Source organism: Pseudomonas sp. GR 6-02 (assembly GCF_001655615.1).
Taxonomy (GTDB): Bacteria; Pseudomonadota; Gammaproteobacteria; order Pseudomonadales; family Pseudomonadaceae; genus Aquipseudomonas.
Genome location: NZ_CP011567.1, coordinates 3,007,366 through 3,032,335, shown reverse-complemented (window position 1 = coordinate 3,032,335; position 24,970 = coordinate 3,007,366). Strand labels below are relative to the sequence as shown.

Annotated in this window: 21 protein-coding genes, 2 tRNA genes and 4 pseudogenes; 13 read left to right on the top strand and 14 right to left on the bottom strand. The window is 59.6% G+C overall.

What is annotated here, in order from left to right:
- Window positions 1-302: 302 nt before the first annotated feature.
- Entirely contained in the window at window positions 303-1,541 is a 1,239-nt protein-coding gene (locus tag PGR6_RS13440) for an acyl-CoA dehydrogenase family protein (RefSeq protein ID WP_018929018.1), read from the top strand.
- Between the two features lie 103 nt (window positions 1,542-1,644).
- Here PGR6_RS13440 and PGR6_RS13435 read toward each other — a convergent pair whose 3' ends face one another.
- Both PGR6_RS13435 and PGR6_RS13430 read right to left on the bottom strand, forming a co-directional pair.
- Window positions 1,645-1,878 (bottom strand): NIL domain-containing protein, encoded by a 234-nt coding sequence (locus PGR6_RS13435; protein ID WP_225609182.1) that lies wholly within the window; start codon window positions 1,876-1,878, stop codon window positions 1,645-1,647.
- Window positions 1,879-1,982: 104 nt separating this feature from the next.
- Entirely contained in the window at window positions 1,983-4,109 is a 2,127-nt protein-coding gene (locus tag PGR6_RS13430) for a TonB-dependent siderophore receptor (RefSeq protein ID WP_064617647.1), read from the bottom strand.
- Between the two features lie 212 nt (window positions 4,110-4,321).
- On the opposite strand from PGR6_RS13430, the pseudogene PGR6_RS30405 reads away from it, so the two are divergent.
- Window positions 4,322-4,549, top strand: a pseudogene (locus tag PGR6_RS30405) (integrase); the annotation flags it as partial.
- Here the strand turns inward: PGR6_RS30405 and PGR6_RS13420 are convergent.
- Together PGR6_RS13420 and PGR6_RS30750 are read right to left on the bottom strand one after the other, a co-directional pair.
- Window positions 4,533-4,760 carry an RHS repeat domain-containing protein gene (locus PGR6_RS13420; RefSeq protein ID WP_237229612.1) on the bottom strand — a complete coding sequence of 76 codons (228 nt, stop codon included), beginning with the start codon at window positions 4,758-4,760 and terminating at the stop codon, window positions 4,533-4,535. The pseudogene PGR6_RS30405 and the gene PGR6_RS13420 sit on opposite strands and share 17 nt — an antisense overlap.
- Window positions 4,755-4,838, bottom strand: a pseudogene (locus PGR6_RS30750) (terminase small subunit); the annotation flags it as partial. The pseudogene PGR6_RS30750 and the gene PGR6_RS13420, both read right to left, overlap by 6 nt.
- Window positions 4,839-5,139: 301 nt before the next feature.
- Here PGR6_RS30750 and PGR6_RS13415 point away from each other — a divergent pair.
- Together PGR6_RS13415 and PGR6_RS30745 are read left to right on the top strand one after the other, a co-directional pair.
- Window positions 5,140-5,661, top strand: coding sequence for a GNAT family N-acetyltransferase (locus PGR6_RS13415; protein WP_064617641.1), 522 nt, complete (start codon window positions 5,140-5,142; stop codon window positions 5,659-5,661).
- 183 nt (window positions 5,662-5,844) lie between these two features.
- A pseudogene (locus PGR6_RS30745) lies at window positions 5,845-6,420 on the top strand (tyrosine-type recombinase/integrase); the annotation flags it as partial.
- Between the two features lie 82 nt (window positions 6,421-6,502).
- Here the strand turns inward: PGR6_RS30745 and PGR6_RS13405 are convergent.
- The 3 genes from PGR6_RS13405 to PGR6_RS13395 all read right to left on the bottom strand — a co-directional run bounded on the left by PGR6_RS13405 (window position 6,503) and on the right by PGR6_RS13395 (window position 8,002).
- Window positions 6,503-6,589: transfer RNA gene (locus PGR6_RS13405), tRNA-Leu, on the bottom strand.
- Between the two features lie 195 nt (window positions 6,590-6,784).
- Window positions 6,785-6,858 (bottom strand) — tRNA-Cys (locus PGR6_RS13400).
- Window positions 6,859-7,099: 241 nt separating this feature from the next.
- A complete protein-coding gene (locus tag PGR6_RS13395) occupies window positions 7,100-8,002 on the bottom strand; it encodes a helix-turn-helix domain-containing protein (RefSeq protein ID WP_064617637.1) in 903 nt (300 codons plus the stop codon).
- A gap of 301 nt (window positions 8,003-8,303) precedes the next feature.
- On the opposite strand from PGR6_RS13395, the gene PGR6_RS13390 reads away from it, so the two are divergent.
- Together PGR6_RS13390 and PGR6_RS13385 are read left to right on the top strand one after the other, a co-directional pair.
- Entirely contained in the window at window positions 8,304-9,614 is a 1,311-nt protein-coding gene (locus tag PGR6_RS13390; protein ID WP_064617635.1) for an ABC transporter substrate-binding protein, read from the top strand.
- A gap of 101 nt (window positions 9,615-9,715) precedes the next feature.
- Window positions 9,716-10,489 (top strand): L-iditol 2-dehydrogenase, encoded by a 774-nt coding sequence (locus PGR6_RS13385; RefSeq protein WP_064617633.1) that lies wholly within the window; start codon window positions 9,716-9,718, stop codon window positions 10,487-10,489.
- A 30-nt stretch (window positions 10,490-10,519) separates the two neighbouring features.
- On the opposite strand, the gene PGR6_RS30740 is transcribed toward PGR6_RS13385, so the two are convergent.
- The 5 genes and pseudogenes from PGR6_RS30740 to nirB form a co-directional block, all read right to left on the bottom strand.
- Window positions 10,520-11,245: a methyl-accepting chemotaxis protein gene (locus PGR6_RS30740; protein WP_371924247.1), complete on the bottom strand. Its 726-nt coding sequence runs from the start codon at window positions 11,243-11,245 to the stop codon at window positions 10,520-10,522.
- Between the two features lie 132 nt (window positions 11,246-11,377).
- A pseudogene (locus tag PGR6_RS30735) lies at window positions 11,378-12,133 on the bottom strand (MCP four helix bundle domain-containing protein); the annotation flags it as partial.
- Between the two features lie 130 nt (window positions 12,134-12,263).
- Complete coding sequence (locus tag PGR6_RS13375) at window positions 12,264-12,704, bottom strand: CBS domain-containing protein (protein ID WP_018929008.1); 441 nt, start codon at window positions 12,702-12,704, stop codon at window positions 12,264-12,266.
- Window positions 12,705-12,735: 31 nt separating this feature from the next.
- Window positions 12,736-13,122, bottom strand: coding sequence for a nitrite reductase small subunit NirD (gene nirD, locus PGR6_RS13370; protein ID WP_018929007.1), 387 nt, complete (start codon window positions 13,120-13,122; stop codon window positions 12,736-12,738).
- The gene (gene nirB / locus PGR6_RS13365) at window positions 13,122-15,683 is read right to left on the bottom strand and encodes a nitrite reductase large subunit NirB (protein WP_064617631.1); all 2,562 of its coding nucleotides are present in this window, start codon (window positions 15,681-15,683) and stop codon (window positions 13,122-13,124) included. The genes nirD and nirB overlap by 1 nt, the downstream gene beginning before the upstream one ends.
- Before the next feature lie 786 nt (window positions 15,684-16,469).
- Here nirB and PGR6_RS13360 point away from each other — a divergent pair.
- The 3 genes from PGR6_RS13360 to PGR6_RS13350 all read left to right on the top strand — a co-directional run bounded on the left by PGR6_RS13360 (window position 16,470) and on the right by PGR6_RS13350 (window position 18,659).
- On the top strand, window positions 16,470-17,075 hold the full coding sequence (locus tag PGR6_RS13360) for an SCO family protein (protein WP_018929005.1): 606 nt from the start codon (window positions 16,470-16,472) through the stop codon (window positions 17,073-17,075).
- Window positions 17,075-17,563, top strand: coding sequence for a copper chaperone PCu(A)C (locus PGR6_RS13355; RefSeq protein WP_018929004.1), 489 nt, complete (start codon window positions 17,075-17,077; stop codon window positions 17,561-17,563). Before PGR6_RS13360 ends, PGR6_RS13355 begins: the two co-directional genes overlap by 1 nt.
- Before the next feature lie 169 nt (window positions 17,564-17,732).
- Window positions 17,733-18,659, top strand: coding sequence for a bifunctional 5,10-methylenetetrahydrofolate dehydrogenase/5,10-methenyltetrahydrofolate cyclohydrolase (locus PGR6_RS13350; RefSeq protein ID WP_018929003.1), 927 nt, complete (start codon window positions 17,733-17,735; stop codon window positions 18,657-18,659).
- Window positions 18,660-18,717: 58 nt separating this feature from the next.
- On the opposite strand, the gene PGR6_RS13345 is transcribed toward PGR6_RS13350, so the two are convergent.
- A complete protein-coding gene (locus PGR6_RS13345) occupies window positions 18,718-19,236 on the bottom strand; it encodes an SgcJ/EcaC family oxidoreductase (RefSeq protein WP_064617629.1) in 519 nt (172 codons plus the stop codon).
- Window positions 19,237-19,408: 172 nt separating this feature from the next.
- Between PGR6_RS13345 and PGR6_RS13340 the strand changes: the two genes are divergently transcribed.
- The 4 genes from PGR6_RS13340 to PGR6_RS13325 are packed head-to-tail and all read left to right on the top strand — an operon-like array spanning window position 19,409 to window position 24,025.
- Window positions 19,409-20,593 (top strand): sensor histidine kinase, encoded by a 1,185-nt coding sequence (locus PGR6_RS13340; RefSeq protein ID WP_018929001.1) that lies wholly within the window; start codon window positions 19,409-19,411, stop codon window positions 20,591-20,593.
- On the top strand, window positions 20,590-21,240 hold the full coding sequence (locus tag PGR6_RS13335) for a response regulator (RefSeq protein ID WP_064617627.1): 651 nt from the start codon (window positions 20,590-20,592) through the stop codon (window positions 21,238-21,240). Before PGR6_RS13340 ends, PGR6_RS13335 begins: the two co-directional genes overlap by 4 nt.
- Window positions 21,237-23,564 carry an ATP-binding protein gene (locus tag PGR6_RS13330; protein ID WP_064617625.1) on the top strand — a complete coding sequence of 776 codons (2,328 nt, stop codon included), beginning with the start codon at window positions 21,237-21,239 and terminating at the stop codon, window positions 23,562-23,564. Before PGR6_RS13335 ends, PGR6_RS13330 begins: the two co-directional genes overlap by 4 nt.
- Window positions 23,561-24,025 carry a response regulator gene (locus tag PGR6_RS13325; protein ID WP_018928998.1) on the top strand — a complete coding sequence of 155 codons (465 nt, stop codon included), beginning with the start codon at window positions 23,561-23,563 and terminating at the stop codon, window positions 24,023-24,025. Before PGR6_RS13330 ends, PGR6_RS13325 begins: the two co-directional genes overlap by 4 nt.
- Here PGR6_RS13325 and PGR6_RS13320 read toward each other — a convergent pair.
- Window positions 24,002-24,922 (bottom strand): alpha/beta fold hydrolase, encoded by a 921-nt coding sequence (locus tag PGR6_RS13320; protein ID WP_064617623.1) that lies wholly within the window; start codon window positions 24,920-24,922, stop codon window positions 24,002-24,004. The two genes, PGR6_RS13325 and PGR6_RS13320, sit on opposite strands and share 24 nt — an antisense overlap.
- Between the last annotated feature and the right edge of the window lie 48 nt (window positions 24,923-24,970).

Sequence of the window (24,970 nt, the reverse complement as noted above, 5' to 3'; positions counted from 1 at the left end):
ACAAGTTATAAAGTTTTTCGCAAAACGCCGCAGTGTCGTCCACCGGGCAGGCTGTTGATCAACTGTTGCGCTCACAACAGCTGCCTCTCTGCCCATGCCGTGCAGCGCGCCCAGGCCGCTGTTGCCGGGCAGTCAGCGCTTCAGCAAGTTGCCCGGCAGACGACAGCAACCACCCTGGCGAACAGCCCTGCGCGCCCGATTAAACGGCTTTTGCAGTGCCAGGCACGACCTGTGCACTGGCAGTAGTACGCAACAGATCGACTGCACTGTTGCTTCTCTTGCCTTCCATAAGGAGCTGCACCATGACTGTCCAGCAACAGCACCTGCCACACCCCCTCTCCAGCGGTACCGACTACCAGGCCCTGGCCGAGCGCTTCCGGCCGATCTTTGCACGCATCGCCGCCGGCGCACTGGAGCGCGAGCAAACTCGCAGCCTGCCCTTTGAACAAGTGAAGTGGCTGAAGGAAGCCGGCTTTGGCGCCGTGCGCGTGCCGGTGCAGTACGGTGGCGCCGGCGCTTCCCTGCCCCAGTTGTTTGAGTTGCTGATCGAACTGGCCGAAGCCGATTCCAATCTGCCGCAGGCGTTGCGCGGTCACTTTGCCTTTGTCGAAGACCGCCTCAACGCCCATGCCGATGCGCCCCAGGACACCTGGTTCAAGCGTTTTGTCGACGGCGATCTGGTGGGCAACGCCTGGACCGAAGTCGGCAGCATCAAGATCGGCCAGGTTGGCACCCGTGTCTCGCGTCTGGGTGAACAATGGGTGGTCAACGGCACCAAGTACTACAGCACCGGCAGTATCTTCGCCGACTGGATCGACCTCTATGCCCAGCGCGATGACAACGGCGCCGATGTGATTGCCGCCGTTCGCGTGCAGCAACCGGGTATTGTGCAGAGCGACGACTGGGATGGCTTTGGTCAGCGCACCACCGGCAGCGGCACCTCGGTATTCGAGAACGCCGTGGTGGAGCCCGAAAACCTGCTGGACTTCACCACCCGCTTCAAATACCAGACGGCCTTCTATCAACTGGTGCTGTTGGCGGTCCAGACCGGTGCCGGCCGTGCCGCGGTGCGCGACATCACGGAAGAAGTACGCAAGCGCACGCGCATCTTCAGCACCGGCAACGCCAGCCACGTCAGCCAGGATGTCCAGGTGCAGCAAGTGGTGGGCAAGGCTTCAGCGCAGGTCTATGCCGCACACGCCACCACCCTGCGCGCCGCGGCTGCCTTGCAGGTGGCCTACGAAAGCCGCTTCGCCCATAACGACGAAGCCGAACGCGATGCCAACATCGCCGCCGAACTGGAATCCGCCCAGGCCCAAGTGGTGATCGCCGACCTGGTGCTACGCGCCACCAGCGACCTGTTCAACGCCCTCAGCGCCTCGGCCACCAGCACCGGCAAAGCCCTCGATCGTCACTGGCGCAACGCTCGCACCGCGGCCTCGCACAACCCGCTGATCTACAAGGAACGCATCATCGGCGACTGGGAAATCAACGGCACCGAACCGCCCTACGTCTGGCAGATCGGTGGAGGATCGAAGTAAGTCGACATCACGCGGGTGCCAGATACCCCGGCACCTGATCGGCCAGCGACGAAGCACGGACCAGCAACGCGCCTGGCCCCTGGCTCGTCGCTACGCCCAGGAGTCAACGTCCCTGGGCGCGGCTCTGGATACGCTCGATACCGCCATGCAGCAAGCTGACCTGCCCACCCAGTGCCTGGGCGATGCCCAGCAGATCGGTCGCCACGGCCGGTGACACCTCGTGTTGCGGGTCACCAAAAATCTGCCACACCTCGCCCTGCTCCACGATCCGCCCACGGTCCAGCACCAGGCACGAGCGACCTGAGATAAGCTGACGACTGACCTGTCTGTAGCTCAAATCTGCAACTGTCGCCTTTGCAGGATCCACAGACTCTACTGCTGACGCACATCGCCTCACTTCCAGCGTTATCGAGCTTGCTCAGTGTGCACCAGCAGAACGCACTACAACGTGTAGGAAATACCGACTTGCACGGTTCGTGGCGCACCCGGATAAGCGTAAACATTGCCGAACGCGCCTTCTTCATAATCGCGATCAAACAGGTTTTTCACGTCAAGATTGAGCCGCACCTTGTCATTGATCTTGTAGAAGCCAAGCAAGTCGACAACGGTGTAGCTGCCCATCGAAAACGCAGTGTTAGCGGTTTGTCCGGCGCGCTCGTCGACGTACTTGAATCCGGTGCCCAAGCCCAATCCCTTGAGGGTGCCGTCCTGGAACTCGTACATATTCAGCAGGCTGAAGCTGTTTTTCGGGATGTTCAGCAGCCGCGTGCCAGAGCGCAGTACGTTGTCTTTGGTCACTTCGGCATCGACATAGGCGTAGCCGCCAATCACGCGCCATTCGGGAGTGAGGTTGCCGGCAACGTTGATGTCGAAACCACGGCTTCGCACTTCACCGGCAGCAACGCTGAAGGTGGAATCGACAGGGTCGGTGGTCAGCACGTTACGCTTCTCGATCTGATAGATCGCCGCATCGACACTCAACCGCTGATCCAGTGCTTCCCACTTGATACCCATTTCGTACGACTTGCCCTTCTCCGGCGCAAACCCTCCCCCGAGGCGGCTAGCGCCGGTGTTGGGCTTGAACGAGCGCGCGGTGTCGGCATAAACCGCTAATGTCTCGGTCAAATCGTAGGTCACGCCGATGCGCGGAGTTACTGCGTTGTCACTCGCCTGCCAACTCTTGCCGCCCGGGACAAAGGTTTCGTAGTCATGTTCGAAGCGTTCGAGACGCGCCCCTGCCAGCACCTTCAGTTTGTCGGTCAGTGCCAATTGATCCTGCACAAACGCGGCATAAGTTTTGAGGTTTTCCTTGTCGTGGGTCGGCGTGCGAGTCAGTGCTGGACGCGACTGGCCGTACACCGGATCGAAGATGTCGATCGGATACGCATCGACAGCACCGCTGGAGCGTTGAATGATCGACTTGTAGTCATAATCTTCGTACTCGATACCGGTGAGCAAAGTGTGCTGCAAACCAGCGGTATCGAAATGGCCGGTCAGATTGAGCTGGGTATCCTTGTCGGTCCACTCCAGCTTGCGATAGTTGAAGTTGCGCCCCAAGGTGCGGCCGTCAGCGGCAATACCGTTGGCCTCGACTGCGTTGCCCTTGAGCGAACCATCGAGCCACTGGAAGCCACCACCCAGCGTCCAGTCGTCATTGAGCATGTGCTCGAAACGCAGCTGCGCCATGTTGTTGTCGTTATGCAGTTTGCCAGCGTCTTTTTCGCCGAAAAAACTGTCGCGAGAGGCGGTACCTGTCTGCCTCGGGTAACGTGTAACGCCTCGATCCAAAGGTGCGTTGTTACGCATGAAGTCGCCTTCGAAAATCAGCTTGGTCGCGTCGGTTGCCTGCCACGTGAGCACCGGAGTGATACCGTAGCGCTCGGTTTCGACGTGATCGCGGAAGGTGTCGCCGCCCTCGCCCACTACGTTCAGTCGATAGGCCAGGCGCCCTTCTTCGTCGAGCGGGCCGGAGGCATCCAGCGTGCCACGCTTCATGCCCTGATCGTTCAGTTGACTGCCCAAGGTGACGGTGCGCTCGGGCAACGGCTGTTTGGAAACCACGTTGAACGTGCCGCCAGGATCACCCCGACCGTAGAGCATGGTTGCCGGACCGCGTAGCACTTCGAGTCGCTCGATAGTGTTGGCATCCGGCATGTTCGGATAACCGCGGTTGATCGGAAAACCGTTGCGATAAAACTCGCCAGTGGTGAAGCCACGAACGGTAAACGTGGTCAGACCCTGTCCACCAAAATTGTTCGCCCGCCCCACACCCCCGGCGTAGTCCAGCGCGTCCTGCAAACGGGTGGCTCCCAGATCCTCGACCGCATCTTTCGAGACCACACTGATCGATTGCGGGGTTTCGTGGATCGACGTGTCGGTGCGTGTGGCGCTGGCCGAGCGCGTAGCCAGATAACCCTGCACCGGGCCGTCCGCCCTTTCGTAATTCGCAGTACCGATAACATCGGTTGCGTCCAGCTCAAGCGTTGAGGGTGACACCTCCGTTTGTTCAGCCCATGAGGTAGACGACAATGCTTGCAGCACACAAATGGAAAGCAGGGTTCGACGCATGAAGAGAAAAACCTTTACGAATAGGCCAATGCAGGGAGTGAAACCGCCAAAAACTGCGGCGCATGCTATACAAAACCATTCGTAATTAACACTGATTCCCATTAACAAAAACAATCTTCGATAAAGTCATCACTTCATTCAAGCAATGGCCATTGCAGCATCATCCGCGCCACGGCCGAGATCATCCAGCGCTGCCGACCTTGGCGGTGTAGCCGATGACGCCGAGTATGCTCCGGAAGTGGTTTGATAATGCCCCGAAGTTTGCCGGCATTCCCAAGGCTGATTTTCAAATGCGCGTACGGACGAAGGCCGCGACGGATAAGGAAGAATCGACACGCAACATTCGTGCTGCACGCGATCAACTTGGGCACACCACCGTAGGCATGACAGAGAAGTACATTCGAATGCGTAAAGGGATGAAAGTCACGCCCACAAAATGACCAGTGGTAGCGAATTGCGGAGCAGAGATAGATTTTTGCGGTGGTACTCGATGCTCTGCCCCGCCGCGTCGGTAAAACAGATCATCAGGCCGCGCTCGTCGTATTCCCAAGCACTGGTTTTGCCGGAGCAGTCGGTATATTTCACGAGTTGGCCAGCGTCGTTGTATTCGAGCTCTTTCTCGTTGCCGTTTGCATCCTTAATAACGATCACCAACCTGCCGTTCGTCTTCAACCAGGTGATGGTGCTCGGCGACCTGCCGATCCGTGCCGCGAAGGCGCTCTTGTACAGGTAGTCGAATACGCTTAGGAGCTCTCCTTTTCAGCGGCTTCTCAATGAATCCTTTCAAGATTTCAGTGATTGAAATTTCAGTAAGCTGGCAGGCCTTCCACTAACAAGATCCCGCGGGTTTCCGACCCCGTGTCCTTTGCAAGTCCCCAGGGGCCCCGCCGGTTTTCTGCCTAGTCGGACAGGTCTGACAGTTCAAGCAGTGACATAGGAGGGCGTGGCCTGTTCATGGGCTACCTAATACTTGAAATACTGGCGCGTTGTAGGTATTGGTCGAGATCAACTCAACGCAAGGAGCGAGACAGTGATCAAAATTCGAGAGGCGACCATTGAGGACATCCACACACTTAGTGATATCGGTATAGAGACGTATCGAGACCACTTCTCCGACATATGGACCCCCTCAGGCATGCAGCATTTCTTGAGTGAAGACTTTTCAGTCCTGGCGCTTCAGGAATCGATAGGGGCACCCGCACGTCACTGTTGGCTCATAGCACTCGATGAAGACGACAGAGCGGTAGGGTTCTCAAAGGTTAACTGGTCGAAGCCGATGCCTATTTCCGGCAAGGCCGGTGCGGAGCTCCAAAAAATTTACTTCCTCAAGACCCAAGCAGGCAAAGGCTACGGGAAACAGCTTCTGCAATTCATCCGTCAACTGGCCGAAGATCGTAAAGAGCATTTCATTTGGCTCGACGTACTCAAAACCAACGCCAGTGCGAGGCGTTTCTACGAGGGCTTCGGCTTCGAAGTACTAGGTGAGATCCCATTTAGCACCGACAAGACCGAGATCGGAATGGTTGTGATGTGCTGCGACATTTCCCGGTAGGCACGCTCGATCGACTCCCAGTTGCTTGGTTGTCATATTTCGTTACCTGTTAAGCCTAAAGCAGGGATTGAACTAGCGGCGTGTTGCCGATATTGGTGTTGACCCAACTCAAAGCAAGGAAAGCAACATGTCAGACTTCTCTAAGTACACTTTAAACGCGTCGTAGTATCAGAATGAGGATCCAGCCCTCTAGAAACGATCGAACCTCTGCACGTTCGCCAGTACCTAACCTGGCGCAAATCAGCGCCGGTCCGAGCGAACCGTGAAAAGCCCCTCCTCAGGGCGATCTGGAACTACGCGCGGGACAAAGGCTACACATCGCTGGCCAATCCTTGTGCCGGCATCAAGGGCAATAAAGAAACTGGACAAGACACGTACGCCGAGGGGCAAATTTGGATTCTGCAGGGGAAAACAAAGGCGAAGCGCCGGATTGAAGTCACTGGCGAGCTGAAGTTTTGATTGATCGAATCATGCCCCGAAAGTCAGAAGGTCCGCTCGACACGGCTGATCGTTACAGAGGATGGCACACCAATGACGGTGGCGATGTTGCGGAGAAGGTTTGATTTGACCAGAGAAGCGGCCGGCGTCCAGAAATCTGAATTTCAGATGCGGGATTTACGCGCCAAAGCAGGTACAGATAAAGCCGAATCCATCGGTGACATCTTACAGGCGAGAGATCAACTTGGGCATACGACGGTGGTGATGACGGAGCAATACATCCGTCATCGCCTTGGCAAGAAAGTCACTCCTACCAAGTGAATTGCGGAGCAACTCCAAAATAGCGGACCAGAAACAAACAAGGGTTTGCATTAGCTTTCGCCCGCAAACCCTTGATTTTAGATGGTGCCCGAAGCCGGAATCGAACCGGCACGCCCTTACGAGCGGGGGATTTTAAGTCCCATGCGTCTACCAGTTTCGCCATTCGGGCGGTAGCGCGGTAAGCAGTCTGAAGACTGTCCAAATAACGATCTGGCAGTTCTGACGCTTGTGCAACAGAGGGGGAAATATATACATCCCGCCCCGGTGAAGCAAGTTCGCAAATCCCCTTTTCAAGACTAAATCTTGCAGGACTGCGAAAATAAAAAAGCTCCGTAGATCATGGATCTACGGAGCTCGTTTAAAGTGGAGGCCGAAGTCGGAATCGAACCGGCGTAGGTGGATTTGCAATCCACTGCATAACCATTTTGCTATTCGGCCTCAAACATCTGATGTTCAGTAGCGCAACATCAAACGTGTAAACTCGTACCTGGAAACAAGATTCTAATCTAGCTTCCAACCCTTTGAAATCTAAGGGGTTTTCGTGTTCCTGAATCAGGAATGGACGCAATTCTGGACTGGTTCGAAAGGCATGTCAAGAACTGGAAGAAAATAATTCCAGATGCGCTAACGCCACTACCCGGTTGCTTTCGAGACTAACACTTCAGCGCCACAGAAAGCGCTACCCACCGCAAGATGCGCGCTGCAACCGCTGCCGATACTCGCTGGGTGTCTCATGCATTTCATGGCGAAAGTGCCGATTGAAATTCGACAAGTTGGCGTACCCCACCTCAAAACAGATATCGGCAACGCTGAAACTGCTTTGCGCCAGCAAACGGCAGGCGCGCTGGACTCGTAGTTTGCGCGTCAGGTCGACGAAGGTATGGCCGGTGGCGCGCTTGAAGAATTTGGAGAAGGCCGGCTCGTTCATGTCCAGCCGCTGGGCGATGACCGACATCCGCAACTCGTCAGCGAGGTCGTTCAGGATGTAGTCGAAGACAATGCTCATGCGCTGGGCCGTCAATGCGTCGAGCATGGGCGCGTATTGCAGGCTGGCAAGCGTCTGTCTCTCGCTGTCAGGGGCCGATGCCAGCAGTTGCAGCAACGACAGGAACAGGCACAGTCGCTGCAAGCCGTGGCACTGGCCGATCTCTTCCATCAGTCGAGCTGCTTTTTTGCGGGTGTTGCCATGAAATTCGATGCCCTGCGCCGCCTGGCGAAACAGGCTTTGTAACTCGCTGAGCTCCGGAACCTTGTCGCGCAGTTGCATCAGCATCTGGCCATCGAACTGCAACACGACGTCACGACCGGTAATCACCTCGCCTTTGCCCAAATCGCTGATCCAGTCATGAGGCAGGCCCGGGCCGATGAGGGCGACATGGCCGGCTTCGAATACGCCGATGTAGTCACCAGCCAGTAGCCGACCGCTGCCTTCGCGGATCAGGTGGATCTCGAATTCCGGATGATGGTTCCAGCGCGCCAGGTCGAAGGGATAGTCGTGCTCATACCAACGAAAGCTGTGCTGGGGCTCGTTGAGGATGACTTCAAGCGCTGGCGGCTTGTCTGCGGTTACGTGATGGTTCATCACCCTGGCGATTCCGTTTTTGTTGGTTTTATCAAGATACCGCGAAGCCTAGGACGGGGCGAAGTCTCGGGACGCTGACATGAGACTCGCACTAACGACGCCCGGCGCCTAGCACGTTACATGGCGCCCACTGATACTTTTTTTCCACGGTCAAAAAAGTATCAGCGGCGCGTATGCCATTCATTTGTTCGCTGCTTGGGTAGCTGCAATTCTGTGTTCATCCCGGTGCGGCTATGCCCCGCCTCGTGGATTACAACAACAATAAAGCTTCTGCCGCCCAAGGCGCAGAGCGGAGATCACGATGAAGATCATTCCAAGCGCACTTTTTCTGTCCGCCGGGCTGTGCTCTGCCCTGCTCTGCCAGGCGGGTGAAACGGTGACCATCGCCACCGTGAACAACAGCGACATGATCCGCATGCAGCGACTGTCCAAAACATTCGAACAGCTGCACCCCGACGTGAAGCTCAACTGGGTGGTGCTTGAAGAGAACGTGTTGCGTCAGCGCCTGACCACCGACATAGCCACTCAGGGCGGCCAGTTCGACGTGCTCACCATCGGCACTTACGAAACACCGTTGTGGGGCGCCAAGCATTGGCTGGAGCCAATAAAGGACCTGCCCGCCAGCTATGACCTCGAAGATATTTTCCCTGCGGTTCGCCAAGGGTTATCGGTCAACGACACGCTCTACGCCCTGCCGTTCTATGGCGAAAGTACCGTCACCTATTACCGAACCGACCTGTTCAAGAACGCCGGCCTGAGCATGCCCGAGCACCCGACCTGGACGCAGCTCGGCGAGTTCGCCGGCAAGCTGCACCAGCCGGATAAAGAACAGTATGGGATGTGCTTGCGCGGCAAGGCCGGTTGGGGTGAGAACATGGCGCTGCTGACGACCATGTCCAACGCCTTTGGCGCGCGCTGGTTCAATGAGCAGTGGCAGCCGCAACTCACCGGGCCGCAATGGACTGCCGCCGCCAACTTCTACGTCAACACCCTCAAGCAGTACGGCCCACCGGGTGTGTCGAGCAATGGCTTCAACGAGACGCTCGCCCTGTTCAACAGTGGCAAATGCGCAATCTGGGTCGATGCCAGCGTCGCCGGCTCGTTCATCACCGACACAACGCAAAGCAAGGTGGCCAATGATGTTGGTTTCGTCGCCGCGCCAACAGAAGTCACCGACAAGGGTTCGTCCTGGCTCTATGCCTGGTCACTGGCCATTCCGGCGACATCCAAACACAAGGAAGCCGCCAAAGCCTTTGTGACCTGGGCCACCTCCAGGGAATACATCCAACTGGTTGCCAAGACGGATGGCATCAGCAACGTACCACCGGGCACCCGCATGTCGACCTACAGCGACGCCTATTTGCAGGCTGCGCCCTTCGCCGGTGTCACGCTGAAAATGATGCAGAACGCCGACCCGGCGCACCCATCAGTCCAGCCCGTGCCCTACGTCGGTATTCAGTACGTGACCATTCCCGAATTCCAGGCGATTGGCACGTCGGTCGGCAAGCTGGTATCCGCGGCGCTCACCGGGCAGATGCCGGTGGAACAGGCCCTGGCCTCCGCGCAGCAAAGCACCGAACGCGAGATGAAGCGCGCCGGTTATCCCAAGTAGCAACGGCTAGGCGCAATCACTGCGGGGTCTTCGCAGACTAACGACTGGTTTTGATGCCCTCGATTGGGCAACTCTTTAGCTCTTACGATTGGATGGGAACAATGAAACGTCTAGAAGGAAAAAGCGCCCTGATTACCGGTTCCGCCAGAGGAATAGGCAGGACGTTCGCGCAAGCCTATATCCGCGAAGGCGCTACGGTCGCGATCGCCGACATCAACCTGGAGCGCGCCCAAGCCACGGCAACCGAGTTGGGGCCCAATGCTTATGCAGTCGAGATGGATGTGACCGATCAGCAATCCATCGACGCTGCCATCGCCACGGTGATCGCCACCACAGGCAAGCTCGACATCCTGATCAACAACGCGGCGCTGTTTGATCTCGCGCCGATCACAGAGATTTCTCGCGACAGCTACGAACGGCTGTTCTCGATCAACGTTTCCGGCACCCTGTTCACACTGCAGTCCGCGGCCAAGCAGATGATCCGCCAGGGCCATGGTGGCAAGATCATCAATATGGCCAGCCAGGCCGGGCGGCGCGGTGAAGCGCTGGTCGCGGTGTATTGCGCGACCAAGGCGGCGGTGATCAGCCTCACGCAATCGGCCGGTCTCAATCTCATTCCCCATCGCATCAACGTGAACGCCATCGCGCCGGGGGTGGTGGACGGCGAGCATTGGGACGGCGTCGACGCGCTGTTCGCCCGGTATGAAAACCGCCCGCTCGGGGAAAAGAAAAAACTGGCGGGACAGGAAGTGCCGTACGGGCGCATGGGCACGGCGGATGACCTTGTCGGCATGGCGATCTTCCTGGCATCGGCCGAAAGCGATTACATCGTGGCGCAAACCTATAACGTCGATGGCGGCAACTGGATGAGCTGACTGGCCCTGATATCAGGGCCAGCCAATGCCTCAAAGGCGAAACCGATCCACCGACTGCGAGAGCTGTCCGGCCAGGCTGGACAGTTCATCGGTGGTCGAGGCGGTCTGGTTGATCACCTTGCTGTTGCCTTCGGACATGCCGGCAATCATTTCCACCTGATGTGCGATTTCGTTACTGGCCAGGCTCTGTTCGCCGATCGTGCGGCTGATGTCATTGACCAGCTCCGTGGTGTTGAGCGTGGCCTGGAGTATTTCGCGGATGGCGCGCTCGACGTCGGCAGTCACCGCCATGCCCTTGTCGACCTGCGCGACGCCCGCCTCCATGCTGCTGACCGCCTCGCGGGTGCTTTGCTGGATACGCGCGACCATGGTGGCGATTTCCTGGGTGGAGGCGCTGGTGCGGCCCGCCAGGCTACGCACTTCATCGGCGACGACAGCGAAACCACGGCCCTGCTCACCGGCACGGGCGGCCTCGATGGCGGCGTTAAGCGCCAACAGGTTGGTTTGATCGGCGATGCCCTTGATCACCTGAATGATGCTGAAAATCCCCTCGGACTCCTTGTCCAGGGTGCGGATCACCTGGGCCGACTGCTGCGCCGAACGGGCAATCCCGTCCATGTCGCTGACCACTTGATGAATCACCCGACCGCCGTCCTTGGCCAGTTCCTCGGCCTGGTTGGCCATGTTCAGAGCACGCTCGGCATGCCGGGTGATTTCCTCGATGCTCGCAGTCATTTCGCTGGCCGCCGCGGCCATGGTGCTGGCGGCAACGCTTTGCTGCTGGCTGCTGCCCGCGACCTGATGGCAACCGCTGCTCAACCGCTGGCTCATGCCACTTACGCCGTGGGCGTTGCTGCGAACCACTTCGATCATGCCGCGCAGGTCACGCTGCATGGTTGCCAGGCTGCGAATCAAGGTGCTGGCTTCATCCTTGCGGGTGGGCTCGACGATAGGCTCGCTCAGGTTGCCATGGGCGATGCTGTCGGCAATCCGGCTGGCGATCTGCAACGGCCCCATGATGCTCAGGATGACCGAGCGTCCCAGGGCGAGCAGCAGCAACAAGCTGGCAATGAGTACGACACCGAGGGTGAAGTTGGCACTGCTGATGGTTTGCCGAGTGCCCGCGCTTGTCTGTTGAGTGTTGGTTTCGATCAGCTCACTGAGGGTGGCCATCTGGCTTTCCAGTTGGCTGAACGCGTTATTGAACGTACCCAGTTGCTGTTGTGCGGAATCAGGATTATCCAGCGCCAGCCCGACAATGCGCTCGGCGGCACTGATGTACGTATCGAGGCTTGGCTTGATCTTGTCCAGCGCGGCCTTGAGGGTGTCGTTGACCGGCAGCTTGAGGTTGTCACCGAGCATCTCGCGAAAATGCGCGGCATGCTCATTGAGTGAACTGCGCACCTCGGCCTTGCTGCTGGGGCTCTTGCCCAACCCTACCAGCATCGCCGACAGCACATCGGCGCGCAGTGCATCGTGCATCATGTCGGCTTCGAGGTGGTTGCGCAGCGCGGTCATACTGACCTCGTTGTCACTCACCGCTTCAGCCATCCGAGTGTTACCCACATAGCTGACCAGACTCACGATCAGGGCGGTGAGCAAGCCAGTGCCGATCAACAAGATCAAACGTAATTTTATGGACACTCGATGGTTCCCCTGTCGGCAGGTGCGTGGTCGGCTAATTGCCTACTGCTGGGGTTATCGACTGTTCCAACCGGTTACTTAGGTTTATTTCCACGCCAGCCGATTTTTGCGACCTACGGTATGCGCGGGCTCAATGCCCGCGAATGTAGTGCTCAAGTTGCCGTATCAAATCGGCCTGCTCGACGATGGCTTCCTTGACCAGATCGCCGATCGACAGCAGCCCGATCAGTTCCCCGCCTTCCAGCACCGGCAGATGACGCAAATGACTGTCGGTCATGACCTCCATGCAGCGCTCGATGCTCTGCAAACTGTCGGCAGTCACCACCGGTGCGCTCATGATCTCGCGCACCGGCGTGCCGACCGAAGAACGCCCCTGTAGCACTACCTTGCGCGCATAGTCGCGCTCGCTGATGACGCCGACCACCTGCCCTTCTTCGATCACGGGCAGCGCGCCGACGTTCTTCTCGGCCATCATTTTCAGGGCGTCGAGCACCATCTGATCCGGTGCGATGCTGTGCACCTGCTGGTTTTGCACGATCTTCAGTTTCAGCAACTGTGCGGCTGTTTTCATCAACGTTCTCCGATACGGTCCAGGGCGACGGTCAAGCCGCCGCGACTTCCACGACGCCGGCGTTCAAGCGCACCGGCCACACCCGCAGGCGCTGTTCCGGGTACTCCAGGCAGCTGCCGTCTTCAAGACGGAAATGCTGCTTGTAGATCGGCGACGCCACCACCAGATCACCCTTGAGACTGCCGATCAGTCCGCGGCCAATGACGTTCGCGCCAGATTGCGGATCATGGTTGTCGATGGCGTAGAGGGTGCGGCCTTCGGCTTGTGGCAGGTAGAACAGCGCGACCTGGGCGCCGTCGAGCCAGACGACAACGCCGGAGTTGCTGACCAGATCCTGCTGGCTGCACACCGCCTGCCAGGCTTGGGCATTGGCTGCGGTGGCAAGGGCATCGACACGCTGGGTATTGGACTGGCTCATCAGGCATTCTCCTCGGTGACAGGGATAAGGTTGAGTTCGGCGGCCATGATCGGCCGGCGCTGACCGCGCTCCTGGACAAAATGAATGTCCGGGTCCGGGCGTTTATCGTTGACGAAGGTGCGGAAGCGCTTGAGTTTTTCCGGGTCTTTGAGGGCATTGGCCCATTCGCATTCGTAGCGGTTGACCACCAGTTGCATCTGCGACTCAAGTTCTGCGCCAAGCCCCAGGCTGTCGTTGATGATCACGTCCTTGAGGTAATCCAGCCCGCCCTCCAGGCTTTCGCGCCACACCGAGGTGCGCTGCAATTTATCGGCGGTGCGGATGTAGAACATCAAGAAACGGTCGATGTAACGGATCAGGGTTGCATCGTCCAGGTCGGTGGCGAACAACTCGGCGTGACGCGGACGCATGCCGCCGTTGCCGGCCACATAGAGGTTCCAGCCGTTCTCGGTAGCGATCACGCCCACGTCCTTGCTCTGCGCCTCGGCACATTCACGGGTGCAACCGGAGACGGCGAACTTGAGCTTGTGCGGCGAGCGCAGGCCTTTGTAGCGATCTTCGAGGGTCAGGGCCATTTTCACGCTGTCCTGCACGCCGTAACGGCACCAGGTGCTGCCCACGCAAGACTTCACGGTGCGGGTCGACTTGCCGTAGGCGTGCCCGGTTTCGAAACCGGCCTCGATCAGCTCGGACCAAATGTCCGGCAACTGATGCAACTGCGCGCCGAACAGGTCGATCCGCTGGCCGCCGGTGATCTTGGTGTAGAGGTCGTATTTCTTCGCCACCACGCCGATCGCGATCAGTTTGTCGGCAGTGATCTCACCGCCAGCAATGCGCGGCACGACCGAATAGGTGCCGTTTTTCTGCATGTTGGCCATGAAGGTATCGTTGGTGTCCTGCAACGGCACCAGCGAGGCGTCCATGATCGGCTGGTTCCAGCACGAGGCGAGGATCGAGCCCACTGCCGGTTTGCACACGTCGCAACCGGTGTGTCCACGGCCGTGCTTGGCCAGCAGTTCTTCGAAAGTGATCACCCCTTCTACCCGCACCAGCGCATAAAGCTCTTGGCGGGTGTAGGCGAAGTGTTCGCACAGGCTCTTGTCGACGCTGACGCCACGGGCAATCAGTTCATGCTCGAAGACTTGCTTGAGCAGCCCAGCGCAACCGCCGCAACCGGTGCACGCCTTGGTCTGCGACTTGAGCAGGCCCAGGTCGGTGCAGCCGCCATCGATGGCCGAGCAGATCGAGCCCTTGGTGACGTTATGGCACGAGCACACCGTTGCCGACTCGGGCAACGCGCCCGGGCCCAGGGTTGGCGCGCCGGTGGAGGACGGCAGAATCAGGCTGGCCGGTTCCGACGGCAAGGCAATGCCGTTCTGCATGTATTGCAGCAAGGTGTCGTAATAGCTGTTGTCGCCGACCAACACTGCGCCAAGTACACGCTTGCTGTCGGCATCCACCACCAGGCGGCGATAGCTGGCCGTCGCTTCATCGATGAACTGATAACTGCGCGCGCCCGGTGTCTGGGCATGGGCATCGCCGATGGAGCCGACGTCAACACCGAGCAGTTTGAGCTTGGTCGACATATCGGCGCCCTGGAACGGCTCGGCGGCTTGATTACACAGCAGCGACGCGACGCCACGGGCCATCTGATAACCGGGGGCGACCAGGCCGAAGAGGCTGCCATTCCAGGCGGCACACTCGCCGATGGCGTAGATGTTCGGGTCGCTGGTCAGGCACTGGTCGTCGATCACCACGCCGCCGCGAGGACCAATGTCCAGCGCGCATTGGCGGGCCAATGCATCTTGCGCACGGATGCCGGCGGAGAACACGATCAGGTCGGCTTCAAGAAATTCGTCGTTGGCAAAATTCATCCGGTAGCGGTACTGCTCGCCGGCACTGATCGACTGCGTGCCACGGGACAGGTGCACACCCACACCGAGCCGCTCGATTTGCGCCTTCAGCGCCAGACCGCCCTGCTCGTCCAGCTGCACCGGCATCAGGCGCGGGGCGAATTCCACCACATGGGCTTCCAGGCCCAGGCTTTTCAGGGCGTTGGCGGCCTCCAGACCGAGCAGGCCACCGCCGACCACCACGCCACGCCGGGCATTGGCCGCCGCAGCACGAATCGCGTCGAGGTCTTCAAGAGTGCGATACACCAGGCGCGAGTCGCCTTCGGCACCTTCAATAGGTGGCACGAAGGGATAAGAGCCGGTGGCCAGAACCAACTTGTCGTAAGCGACGCAACCTTGCGCGGTAATCACCTGGCGCCGGGCGCGGTCGATCTCCAGCACCGGCACGCCCAGATGCAGGGTGACGCCCGGTGTCTGGTATAGGGATGCTTCGCCCAGGGCTAGCGATTCGGCATCGCGACCGCCGAAATACTCGGACAGATGCACACGATCGTAGGCACGCATCGGCTCTTCGCTGAAGACATGCAGGCGGTAATGGTCGAGGGCGCCGCGCTCGATGAGCTGCTCGACACAATGATGTCCGACCATGCCATTGCCGATCACGATCAGCGTTTGCAGTTTGTTCAATGCGGCAACATTGGAATTCATAGTAAGCACCCAGCCAAAGCCAATCACGGATAAAAAAGCAAAAAAAAACGCCTGAAACCTCTCGGTTTCAGGCGTCTTTGCCTGTTCTTCGCGGTGTTCGACCTGGCGCCTTCGCCTGATCCACCGATGTTGCCCACGACCTGCCCGGCCGGTCGATCTTCGTTGATCGAGTGGGCTGCCCCTCTTTTTCAGATGAGGCTGAAGGGAGAATGCAGCCTTTGTGCCAGTCTGCAGCGCATGACTTCCTCAGTTCTGGAAAACCAACGGCTGAACGATGGGAGAGTTTGATAAAGACCGCGCCCCGGGCGGGTCTCATCAGGCGCGAGTCAACTTTGCAGCCCCCCGCGAGCGGGTGGGCGGACGTTGGGACTGAAGGAAGGAACAGCTCAGGAAACCGCTTCGCACTGGTGCATGTTGTCAGGCGTGGCTCTTTAAAAGTGCATGCGCTACACCCTGCCGGGCATTTCCCGGTGCCATTCGGGCAAGCGTCAATGCCGATCTGTAGCAGCTGCCGAGCCTGCGAGGCTGCGTTCGGCTGCGCAGCAGTCGTCAAATCAGTAATTGCGGCTCGTCGCTGCTCAACTTACCGGCCCGGGTAAGCGTTGCCTTCAGCAGCATCGCGTATTTGTATTTTCAGATATATCGAGGCCGCGACCTTTTGGCGCATGCCGCCAAGCCATCGATTAAGCGTCACAGGGCAACAGTTTGTTAACATCCATGCGCTTTTTTTCGTCTGATTGATCAGCCACTGTAGATTCCCGGTCGCTACACAGGATGCTTTTGTTCATGAGTACGTTGTATACCCGTCGCACGGTCCTGCGCGGCATGAGCCTGCTGAGCCTCGGCCTGCTCGCTGGCTGCGATGACAGCAGCAAGCTGTCGTTCAAGTACGGCAAGGACCTCAGTGACAAGATCATGGGGCGTACCTTCAAGCTCAAGGACGCCCAGGGCGAATCCCGGATGCTGACCAGCTATCGGGGCCTGATGCCGATGGTTTTTTTCGGTTTCACCCAATGTCCGGCGGTCTGCCCGACGACGCTGGCCCGTGCGGCACAGGCGAAAAAACTGATGGGCCGCGATGGCGAACGCCTGCAAGTGATCTTCATCACCCTGGACCCCGAGCGCGATACGCCGCAAATGCTCGACGCCTACGTCAAGGCCTTCGATCCGAGTTTCGAGGCACTGTACGGTACGCTGGAAGAAACCGCCGCCACCGCCAAGGAGTTCGGTGTGTTCTATGAAAAGATCCCGAGCGGTTCGACCTATACCCTCTCCCACACCGCGACCAGCTTCGTTTTCGACTCCCGAGGCAATTTGCGCCTGGGGCTGTCCGCGTCCCTTACCGCTAAAGAGTGTGCAGAAGACCTGCTCACCGTCATGGAGGTCTGCTGATGACTTCGATTTGCGCACCACGTATTAAACAGCTGGGTATCAAACAACTGGTCCTGGGTCTTTCCCTGATTGGCATGGCCTGGCAGGTGTCCGCTCAAACCCAGGTGAGCGACGCCTGGGTCCGCGCGACGGTGGCCGGTCAGCATTCGACCGGCGCCTTCATGACCCTGCAGGCCGACAGCGATAGCAAACTGCTCAGCGTACAGTCGCCGGTAGCGAACACCGTGCAAATTCACCAATCCAGCATGAAAGACGATGTGATGAGCATGAGCCAGGTCGAGTCCGTCGCGCTGCCGGCCGGCAAACCGGTAAGCTTCGATCCCCATGGCTATCACATCATGTTGATGGATTTGACGGCCCAGGTTAAGGAAGGCGGCAAAGTGCCCCTGACCCTGACCGTGGAAAACGCCAAGGGCGAAAAAGAGACGATCACCGTTGACGCCGAGACTCAGGCGCTCGGCATGCCTGATCACAGCAAGATGCATTGAGAGCTCGATCCCAGCCTGTCTGATCGCTGGCTGGTGTTCCGGTGGCGTATGCCTGCCCTCACCTGATAGCCTGAGCACCCTTGCCTGCATGTCTCTGATGGATCATCGGCGCGTGAAGACGCCGCGATGATCACTTCACCCCCATTCAATCAAGACAACGGTGACTCTCTTGATCAGCAGCACCCCCACATTTGCCCGCGATATCGACGGCAAAGCCATTTCTGCCAAGGTTCTCGATGAGGTCCGGGAAGAGGTTCTGGCCCTGGCTGGCCAACAGATCTACCCCGCCCTGGCGGTCTTGTTGGTCGGCGACGACCCGGCCAGCCATGTGTATGTGCGCAATAAACTGCTGCGCGCCAAGGAAGTCGGTATCCGCTCCCTGGAATACCGCCTGCCGGAAACCGCCAGCCAGGCCCAGGTCCTGGAACTGATTGCACAACTCAATGCCGATCCCACGGTGAACGGCATCCTGGTGCAACTGCCCTTGCCGGCCCCTATCGATGAGCAGGCAGTGATTCATGCCATCGACCCGATCAAGGACGTGGACGGTTTTCACCGGGAAAACGTTGGCGGGCTGGTGCAAGGCATCGAAGTGCTGACTCCGTGCACGCCCAGCGGCTGCATGCGCCTGTTGCACGAAACCTGCGGTGATGACTTGAGTGGTTTGCACGCGGTGGTCATCGGCCGGTCGAACATCGTCGGAAAACCGATGGCGACCTTGCTGCTGCAGGCCAATTGTTCGGTCAGCGTGGTGCACTCGCGCAGCGTCGATGCCCCGGCATTGTGCCGGTTGGCGGATATCGTGGTCGCGGCGGTGGGCCGACCAGCGTTGATCGACGCCAGTTGGCTCAAGCCCGGCGCGGTGGTGATCGATGTCGGCATCAACCGCATCACCAGCGAGTTCGGCAACCGTCTGGTGGGCGATGTCGACTACGCCAGCGCCCGCACCGTCGCCAGCGCGATCACCCCGGTTCCCGGTGGCGTCGGGCCGATGACCATTGCCTATCTGTTGAAGAACACCTTGATCGCCAGCCGGTTGCAACGCGCGGCACAGGCTCGCGGGCAGCAGCCCGAAGACGACCTGGCGTTGAACTGAGCACAATGCAAACGGCCCACCTGAGTGTGGGCCGTGTCGGTTTTGCACATCCTCTTGTTTATTTCCCCGCGTGCAACACCTGCGTTTGCGGCATCGCCGAAGAGTGGTGGTTGAGAATCTTCCACTGACCGCCCACCTGCTCATAAACGAAGGTGTAGCGTGCCTGCACCTGACGGGTCTTGCCATCGGCTTCGGTCAACGTAAAGGTGTAGACGCCACTGTCCATGGCCACGTTGGCGCCCAATGGGCGGATCTCACGGAAGTTGATCAGCCCTACCGGCTTGAGCGCCATGAAGTGATCGAAGTAGTCCTTGATCTGTGCCGGCGTGGTGCGCACCTGATTGGATACCGTCGGTTGCAGCACCGCGTTCGGCGCATACAGGTCGACCACGCTCTGAACATTGCCACTCTTCAACGCGCTGTTCCAATGGTCAAACAGGGCGGCGATTTCACGATCCTTCGCGCTGGTCGGTTGCTGCGCCACGCTGCTGTAAACGTAAGGCACCGCTTCCAACGCCTGAGCCAACGGGGCGGTCAGGGCGAATAACAGGGCGATGGTCGAGGTCTTGAATTTCATTGCGCTATTCCAATGATGGTCGATGGGCACACTGTGCCGCCCTGAACGCGGCCCGCCATCGGCCAACCGGAGCCATTTGCCTATGCCATTCGGCAGATAGCGCCCTGCCCCGCTAACAAGGTTTAATGGCGCCCCTGCCCGAACGGGCGTGCCCGCGTCGGAACCTGCCCCCATGCAAAACCCTGATCATGACCCCGGTAGCGCCCTGGCCATTCGCACTCAATATCGGCAGTCGCAAAGTCGCGCCGCGCGGCTGCGGCTGCTGGTGGATACCGGCCAGGAGCTGACCCAACTGGCTCCCGAGGCCATGCGCCAACGGGTGCTGCAACGGGCCTGCGCCTTCCTGGCGATGGACCATGCGCTACTGCTGGAATGGGACATGGATGCGCAGGTCCGGACCACCGCCAGTCACGGCAGCCGTGATCGTTTGCACAGCCTCGAGCACCTCGCCGACACCGCAATGTGCGCACCGCAATGGCAGGAACAGCCGAGCGCGGATCTGCCCAATGTGTTGCGGGTGCCTTTACGCGGTGGCGATGGTGCCGCCTTCGGTGCGTTGGTGCTGGCCAACAGCGTCAGCATCAGCGCACCGGACACCGAAGACCTCGAATCCCTGCAACTGCTCGCCACGCTGCTCGCCGCGCACCTGGAAAACCAGCGCTTGCTCGACGCATTGGTGGCCCGCGAGCGCACCATGTCCGATCTGGTCCACAGACTGTTCCGGGCACAGGAAGACGAACGCAAACGCATGGCCTACGACCTGCACGACGGCCTGGCACAAACCCTTGCCGGGCTGCATCAGCGCCTGCAAGGTTTTGCCGGTCGCTGCCCGCCATTGCCCGATGAACTCGGTGCGGACTTACAGACGATTCTTCAACTGGCCCAGCATTGCGTCGGTGAAGGCCGGCAATTGATCCGTGGCCTGCGTCCGACGGTGCTCGACGACTTTGGCTTGCTGAAAGCGGTCGACAAAGAGGCCGATCGCCTGCGCGAGGCCGGGATCAAAGTGAACTGGAGTGCACGTTGCGAAGCACGTTTGCCCAGCCAGGTGGAGATCGCCCTGTTCAGGATCGCCCAGGAAGGCATCAACAATATTCTCAAACATGCGCAGGCCAGCCACGTCGTGCTGGCGCTGCAACTGCATGACGGACACGCCTCGCTGCGGGTGGACGATAACGGCCAGGGCTTTGCCATGGAACAACCCCTCGATACCTGCGGCGCCCGGCACCTGGGGCTTGCCGCGATGCAGGAACGCGCGAGCCTGCTGGGCGGCGAGTTCACCTGCATCAGCCATGCGCACGGCGGAACGCAACTGCGCGCCACCGTCCCCTCCGGCCTGAATGGAACCCCTCAATGACTGACGTTATACGACTGGTGGTCGCGGACGACCATGAAGTCACGCGCACCGGCTTCGTCTCGTTGCTCGCCGGCCTGAAGCAATTCGAAGTGGTCGGCCAGGCGTGCAATGGCCAGCAAGCACTGGACTTATGTGAACGCCTATTGCCCGACATCGTCATCCTCGACATCCGCATGCCGGTGCTCAACGGGCTGGGCGCCGCACGCCTGCTTCAAGAGCGCCTGCCGAGCCTGAAAGTGATGATGTTCACCATGGACGACAGCCCCGATCACCTTGAAGCCGCCATGAACGCCGGCGCCGTGGGCTATCTGCTCAAGGATGCCAGTCGCCACGAAGTGATCGACGCCTTGCAACGTGTCGCCGCCGGCGAGCAGGCCCTCAACAGTTCAGTCAGCGCGCAGTTGCTGCGCCGCCTGACCGAGCGCAACGCCAGCGGCGCTGCCCCCGTAACCCTGACCCCACGGGAACGCCAGGTGCTGGGGCTGGTGGCCAGCGGCATGAGCAACCGTGAAATAGGCGCAAAGCTCGGCATCACCACCGGCACGGCCAAAGCCCACGTGGAACGGGTCATCGGCAAACTCGGCGCCGCCGACCGCACCCAGGCCGCTGTGCGTGGCATTGCGCTGGGTCTGGTGACCCAGTCATGAAAGTGTCAAGCGCCCGCCGCTGGGCCGATCTGCCGTTACGCGGCAAAGCCCTCGTGGTGATTTCCCTGCCGTTGGTGATTCTGTTGCTCTCGCTGGTGCTGATCTACACCACCGAACGGCAGACCGCGCGCGCGGAAGAAGACGTGCGCCGCGTGTTGCTGGTGCAAGGCGATATTCAGGCGGTGCACACCCTGCTCGCCGAGGCCGCCGCCAGCGTGCGCGGCTATCTGCTGACCCATCGCGAGGATTTCCTGCCAGGTTACCGGCAAGCCAAGCCCTTGATCGAATCGGCCCTGCAGCGGCTCGACCGCAACGTTCGCGATCAGCGGGTGCGTAAACATCTGGAGGCGATCACGCCGCTGATCGACACCAAGGTCGAAGGTCTGGTTGAACTGCTCGATGATCGCAACGCAACCCCAGAGTCGATCACCACGATCCTGATCAACAACAAACATGTCCTCGACGAATTACGCGAACGCATCAGCGCCATGCGCACCCTCGAGGACACCCTGCTGGCCGAGCGCACCGCAGCGGCGGCCTCCACTCGACAGCGCCTGTTGTTCTCCACCTTGCTGGCCGCCGTTTGCGGGTTGTTCGGCGCCATTGTCGCGGTGCTGTTTCTGTCCAAAGGCATCGTCGCCCGGGTGCAGCAGGTTCAGCGTAACGCCCAACGGCTGGCACTCGGCCAGCCGTTATTGCCGCAACCGCCGGAGAACGATGAGATCGGTCAATTGGGCACGCGCCTGGTCGAGGCCGGGCTGTTACTGGCCGAACGTGAACGAGCCTTGCGCGACAACGAAGAACGCTTGCGGCTGATCATCGACGGGGTGAAGGACTACGGTATCTTCGCCCTCGACACACGCGGCTTCGTCACCAGTTGGAATGCCGGCGCCGAACGGATCAAGGGCTACACCGAACAGGAGATCGTCGGCCAGCATTTCTCGGTGTTTTATCTGCCGCAAGAATGTCCGCAGCATCCCGACATGGCGCTGCGCGAGGCCACACGCAATGGTCATTACATGGAGGAGGCCTGGCGTTGCCGCAAGGATGGCAGCCGATTCTGGGCCAGTGTGGTGATTACCGCCCAGTACGACAGCAGTGGCGCCCTGCGCGGGTTCTCCAAGATCACCCGCGACATCACCGATCGCCGTGTTGCCGAGATCGCGCTAAGTACTGCGCGGGAAGAAGCGGAACGCGCCAGCCGCGCCAAAAGCGAGTTTCTGTCGCGCATGAGCCACGAACTGCGTACTCCGCTCAACTCGATTCTCGGCTTCGCACAACTGCTGGATATGGATTCGCCCAAAGGGCAGCGGGCGCAGATCGGTCACATCCTGCGGGCCGGGCAACACCTGCTGACCCTGATCAACGAAGTGCTGGACATCGCCAAGATCGAAGCCGGGCGGCTGCCGCTCAACGTTGAGGCTGTGCCCCTGGCGGTGGTGCTGCAAGAAGCCCTGACGCTGGTGTCGCCCATGGCCTGCGACGCCGGCATTCAACTGGTGGAACTGCCGATGCTGGCCGCCGACAGCGGGATCGTCGCCGATCGGCAACGGCTGGTTCAGGTGCTGCTGAACCTGTTGTCCAACGCGATCAAATACAACCGGCCCCAGGGTCAGGTGCACATTGAGGTCAGGGTTCATCAACAACGAATTGCAGTATCGGTCTGCGATACCGGCAAGGGCATTGCAGCTGATCGGCAGGACCAACTGTTCAAGCCGTTCGAACGCCTGGAGACCGACCCGAACGTTGAAGGCACGGGCCTCGGCCTGGCGTTGAGCAAAAGTCTTCTGGAAATGATGAACGGCAGCCTGACCGTCAAAAGCCAACCCGGCAACGGCTCCAGTTTCACCCTGGAGCTACCCTTCGAACGATTGCCGTCAACCACTGAGCCACCTGCGGCACTGATCAGCCCGCCAACCGCAACACCCGCCCTCGCCGCCCCCGATTACCAGGGCAAAGTGCTGTGCATCGAAGACAATCTGTCGAGCCTGGCTCTGATCGAAACCCTGCTGCAGCGACGGCCACACATCCAGTTGCTCTCAAGCATGCAGGGGCAAATGGGCCTGGACCTGGCCCGGCAACATGCGCCGCAGCTGATTTTGCTGGATGTGGCGCTGCCGGATCTTGATGGTTTCAACGTTCTGCAGCGCTTGCGTCTGTCCTCCAGCACCCGCGCCACGCCCGTGCTGATGATCACCGCCGATGCCAGCGACCTCACTCACCAGGCCTTGCTGGAAGCAGGAGCGACCGCGGTGCTGACCAAGCCGATTCATATTCCTTCATTCCTCGCCCATCTTGACCAGCACCTACCGGAGCCCGTGTGAACACCGACCTGCGCATTCTGATCATCGACGACCAACGACCCAACCTCGATTTGATGGAGCAGTTGCTGGTCCGCGAAGGCCTGACCAATGTACTGAGCAGCACCCAGCCGCTGCGAACCCTGGACCTGTTCAACAGCTTCGAGCCGGACCTGGTGATTCTCGACCTGCACATGCCGGAGTTCGACGGCTTTGCCGTGCTCGAACAGCTCAACCGGCGCATTCCGGCCGGCGAATACCTGCCGATCCTCGTGCTCACCGCCGACGCCACCCGCGATACCCGCCTGCGCGCGCTGGCCCTGGGCGCCAAGGACTTCATCAGCAAGCCATTGGACGCCCTGGAAACCATGCTGCGGGTCTGGAACCTGCTAGAGACCCGCGCACTGTATAAAGCCCTGCGCACGCTGGTCCCTGCGGATCAAATCGAGTTGCTGCGTCAGTTAAGGCCGCAGCCAGTTAGCTGATTGCAGGGGCGGAATCACTGACGATTTGCCGCTGAAAGCCAGGTTGCGTGGCTGGTTCGGTGTCCTCACGGCTGGCGGCTGCAGAAAGCCCAGCAAGGCCCGCTGCGTGTCATGCCAGGCCGTGGGGTGTTCCATGTCAAGGAAGTGCCCGGTGTTCTCGATGGTCTGAAACTGCGCCTTGGGGGTATGCGCCGCAAACAGACGGGCGTCTTCCACCGAGGTGTACTCATCCCATTCACCGTTGATAAACAGCAGCGGGACTTCGATGGCATCGGCACAAGACACGTAGCAGTGAGTGTCCTGGGTCAGCACCTCATTGACGTGAAAATGCATCTGCCGGTATTCGTGTTCGTCCAGGCTGCTGACATGGCGCTCATTGAAACGCTTGAACAGCGACGGCAGGTGTTTGCCGATCGTGCTGTTGATCAAACGCCCGACGTTGCGTCGATCGCAGGCATGGAGAAAGTGCCGCCCGCTCTCCAGATACTCACGCATCGGCGTATTGATCCGCGCGGCGAATGAACTGATCACCGCCTTTTCGATCCGGCGGGGCCGCTGGGCCAGCGCTACCAAGGTCGCCGCGCCACCCCAGGAAAAGGACAGCACATGCTGGGCGCGAAAGTGCTCGATCAACTCCAGCAGTATTTCGGCCTCGTCTTCCTTGCGGATCGGTTGGTCATGCCGGTTGTGTTGTTTCGATTGACCGGCGTAGGGCTGATCGTAGAGGACCACATTGAAGCGTGGCCGCAGGTAACGCACCGTTTGCGCAAAGGATGCGGTCGTTGCCAGCGAGCCATTGACCAGAATGATCGTCTTGTCAGCAGCGGCGTTGAGATAGTGCTCGGTATAAACCTTGTACTTTTTACCAATCTCGACGATGGCAGTTTTCGGCATCATTTCATTCTATTCCTTGAACAAATTGGACCAGACACACAGCGTGGTCGA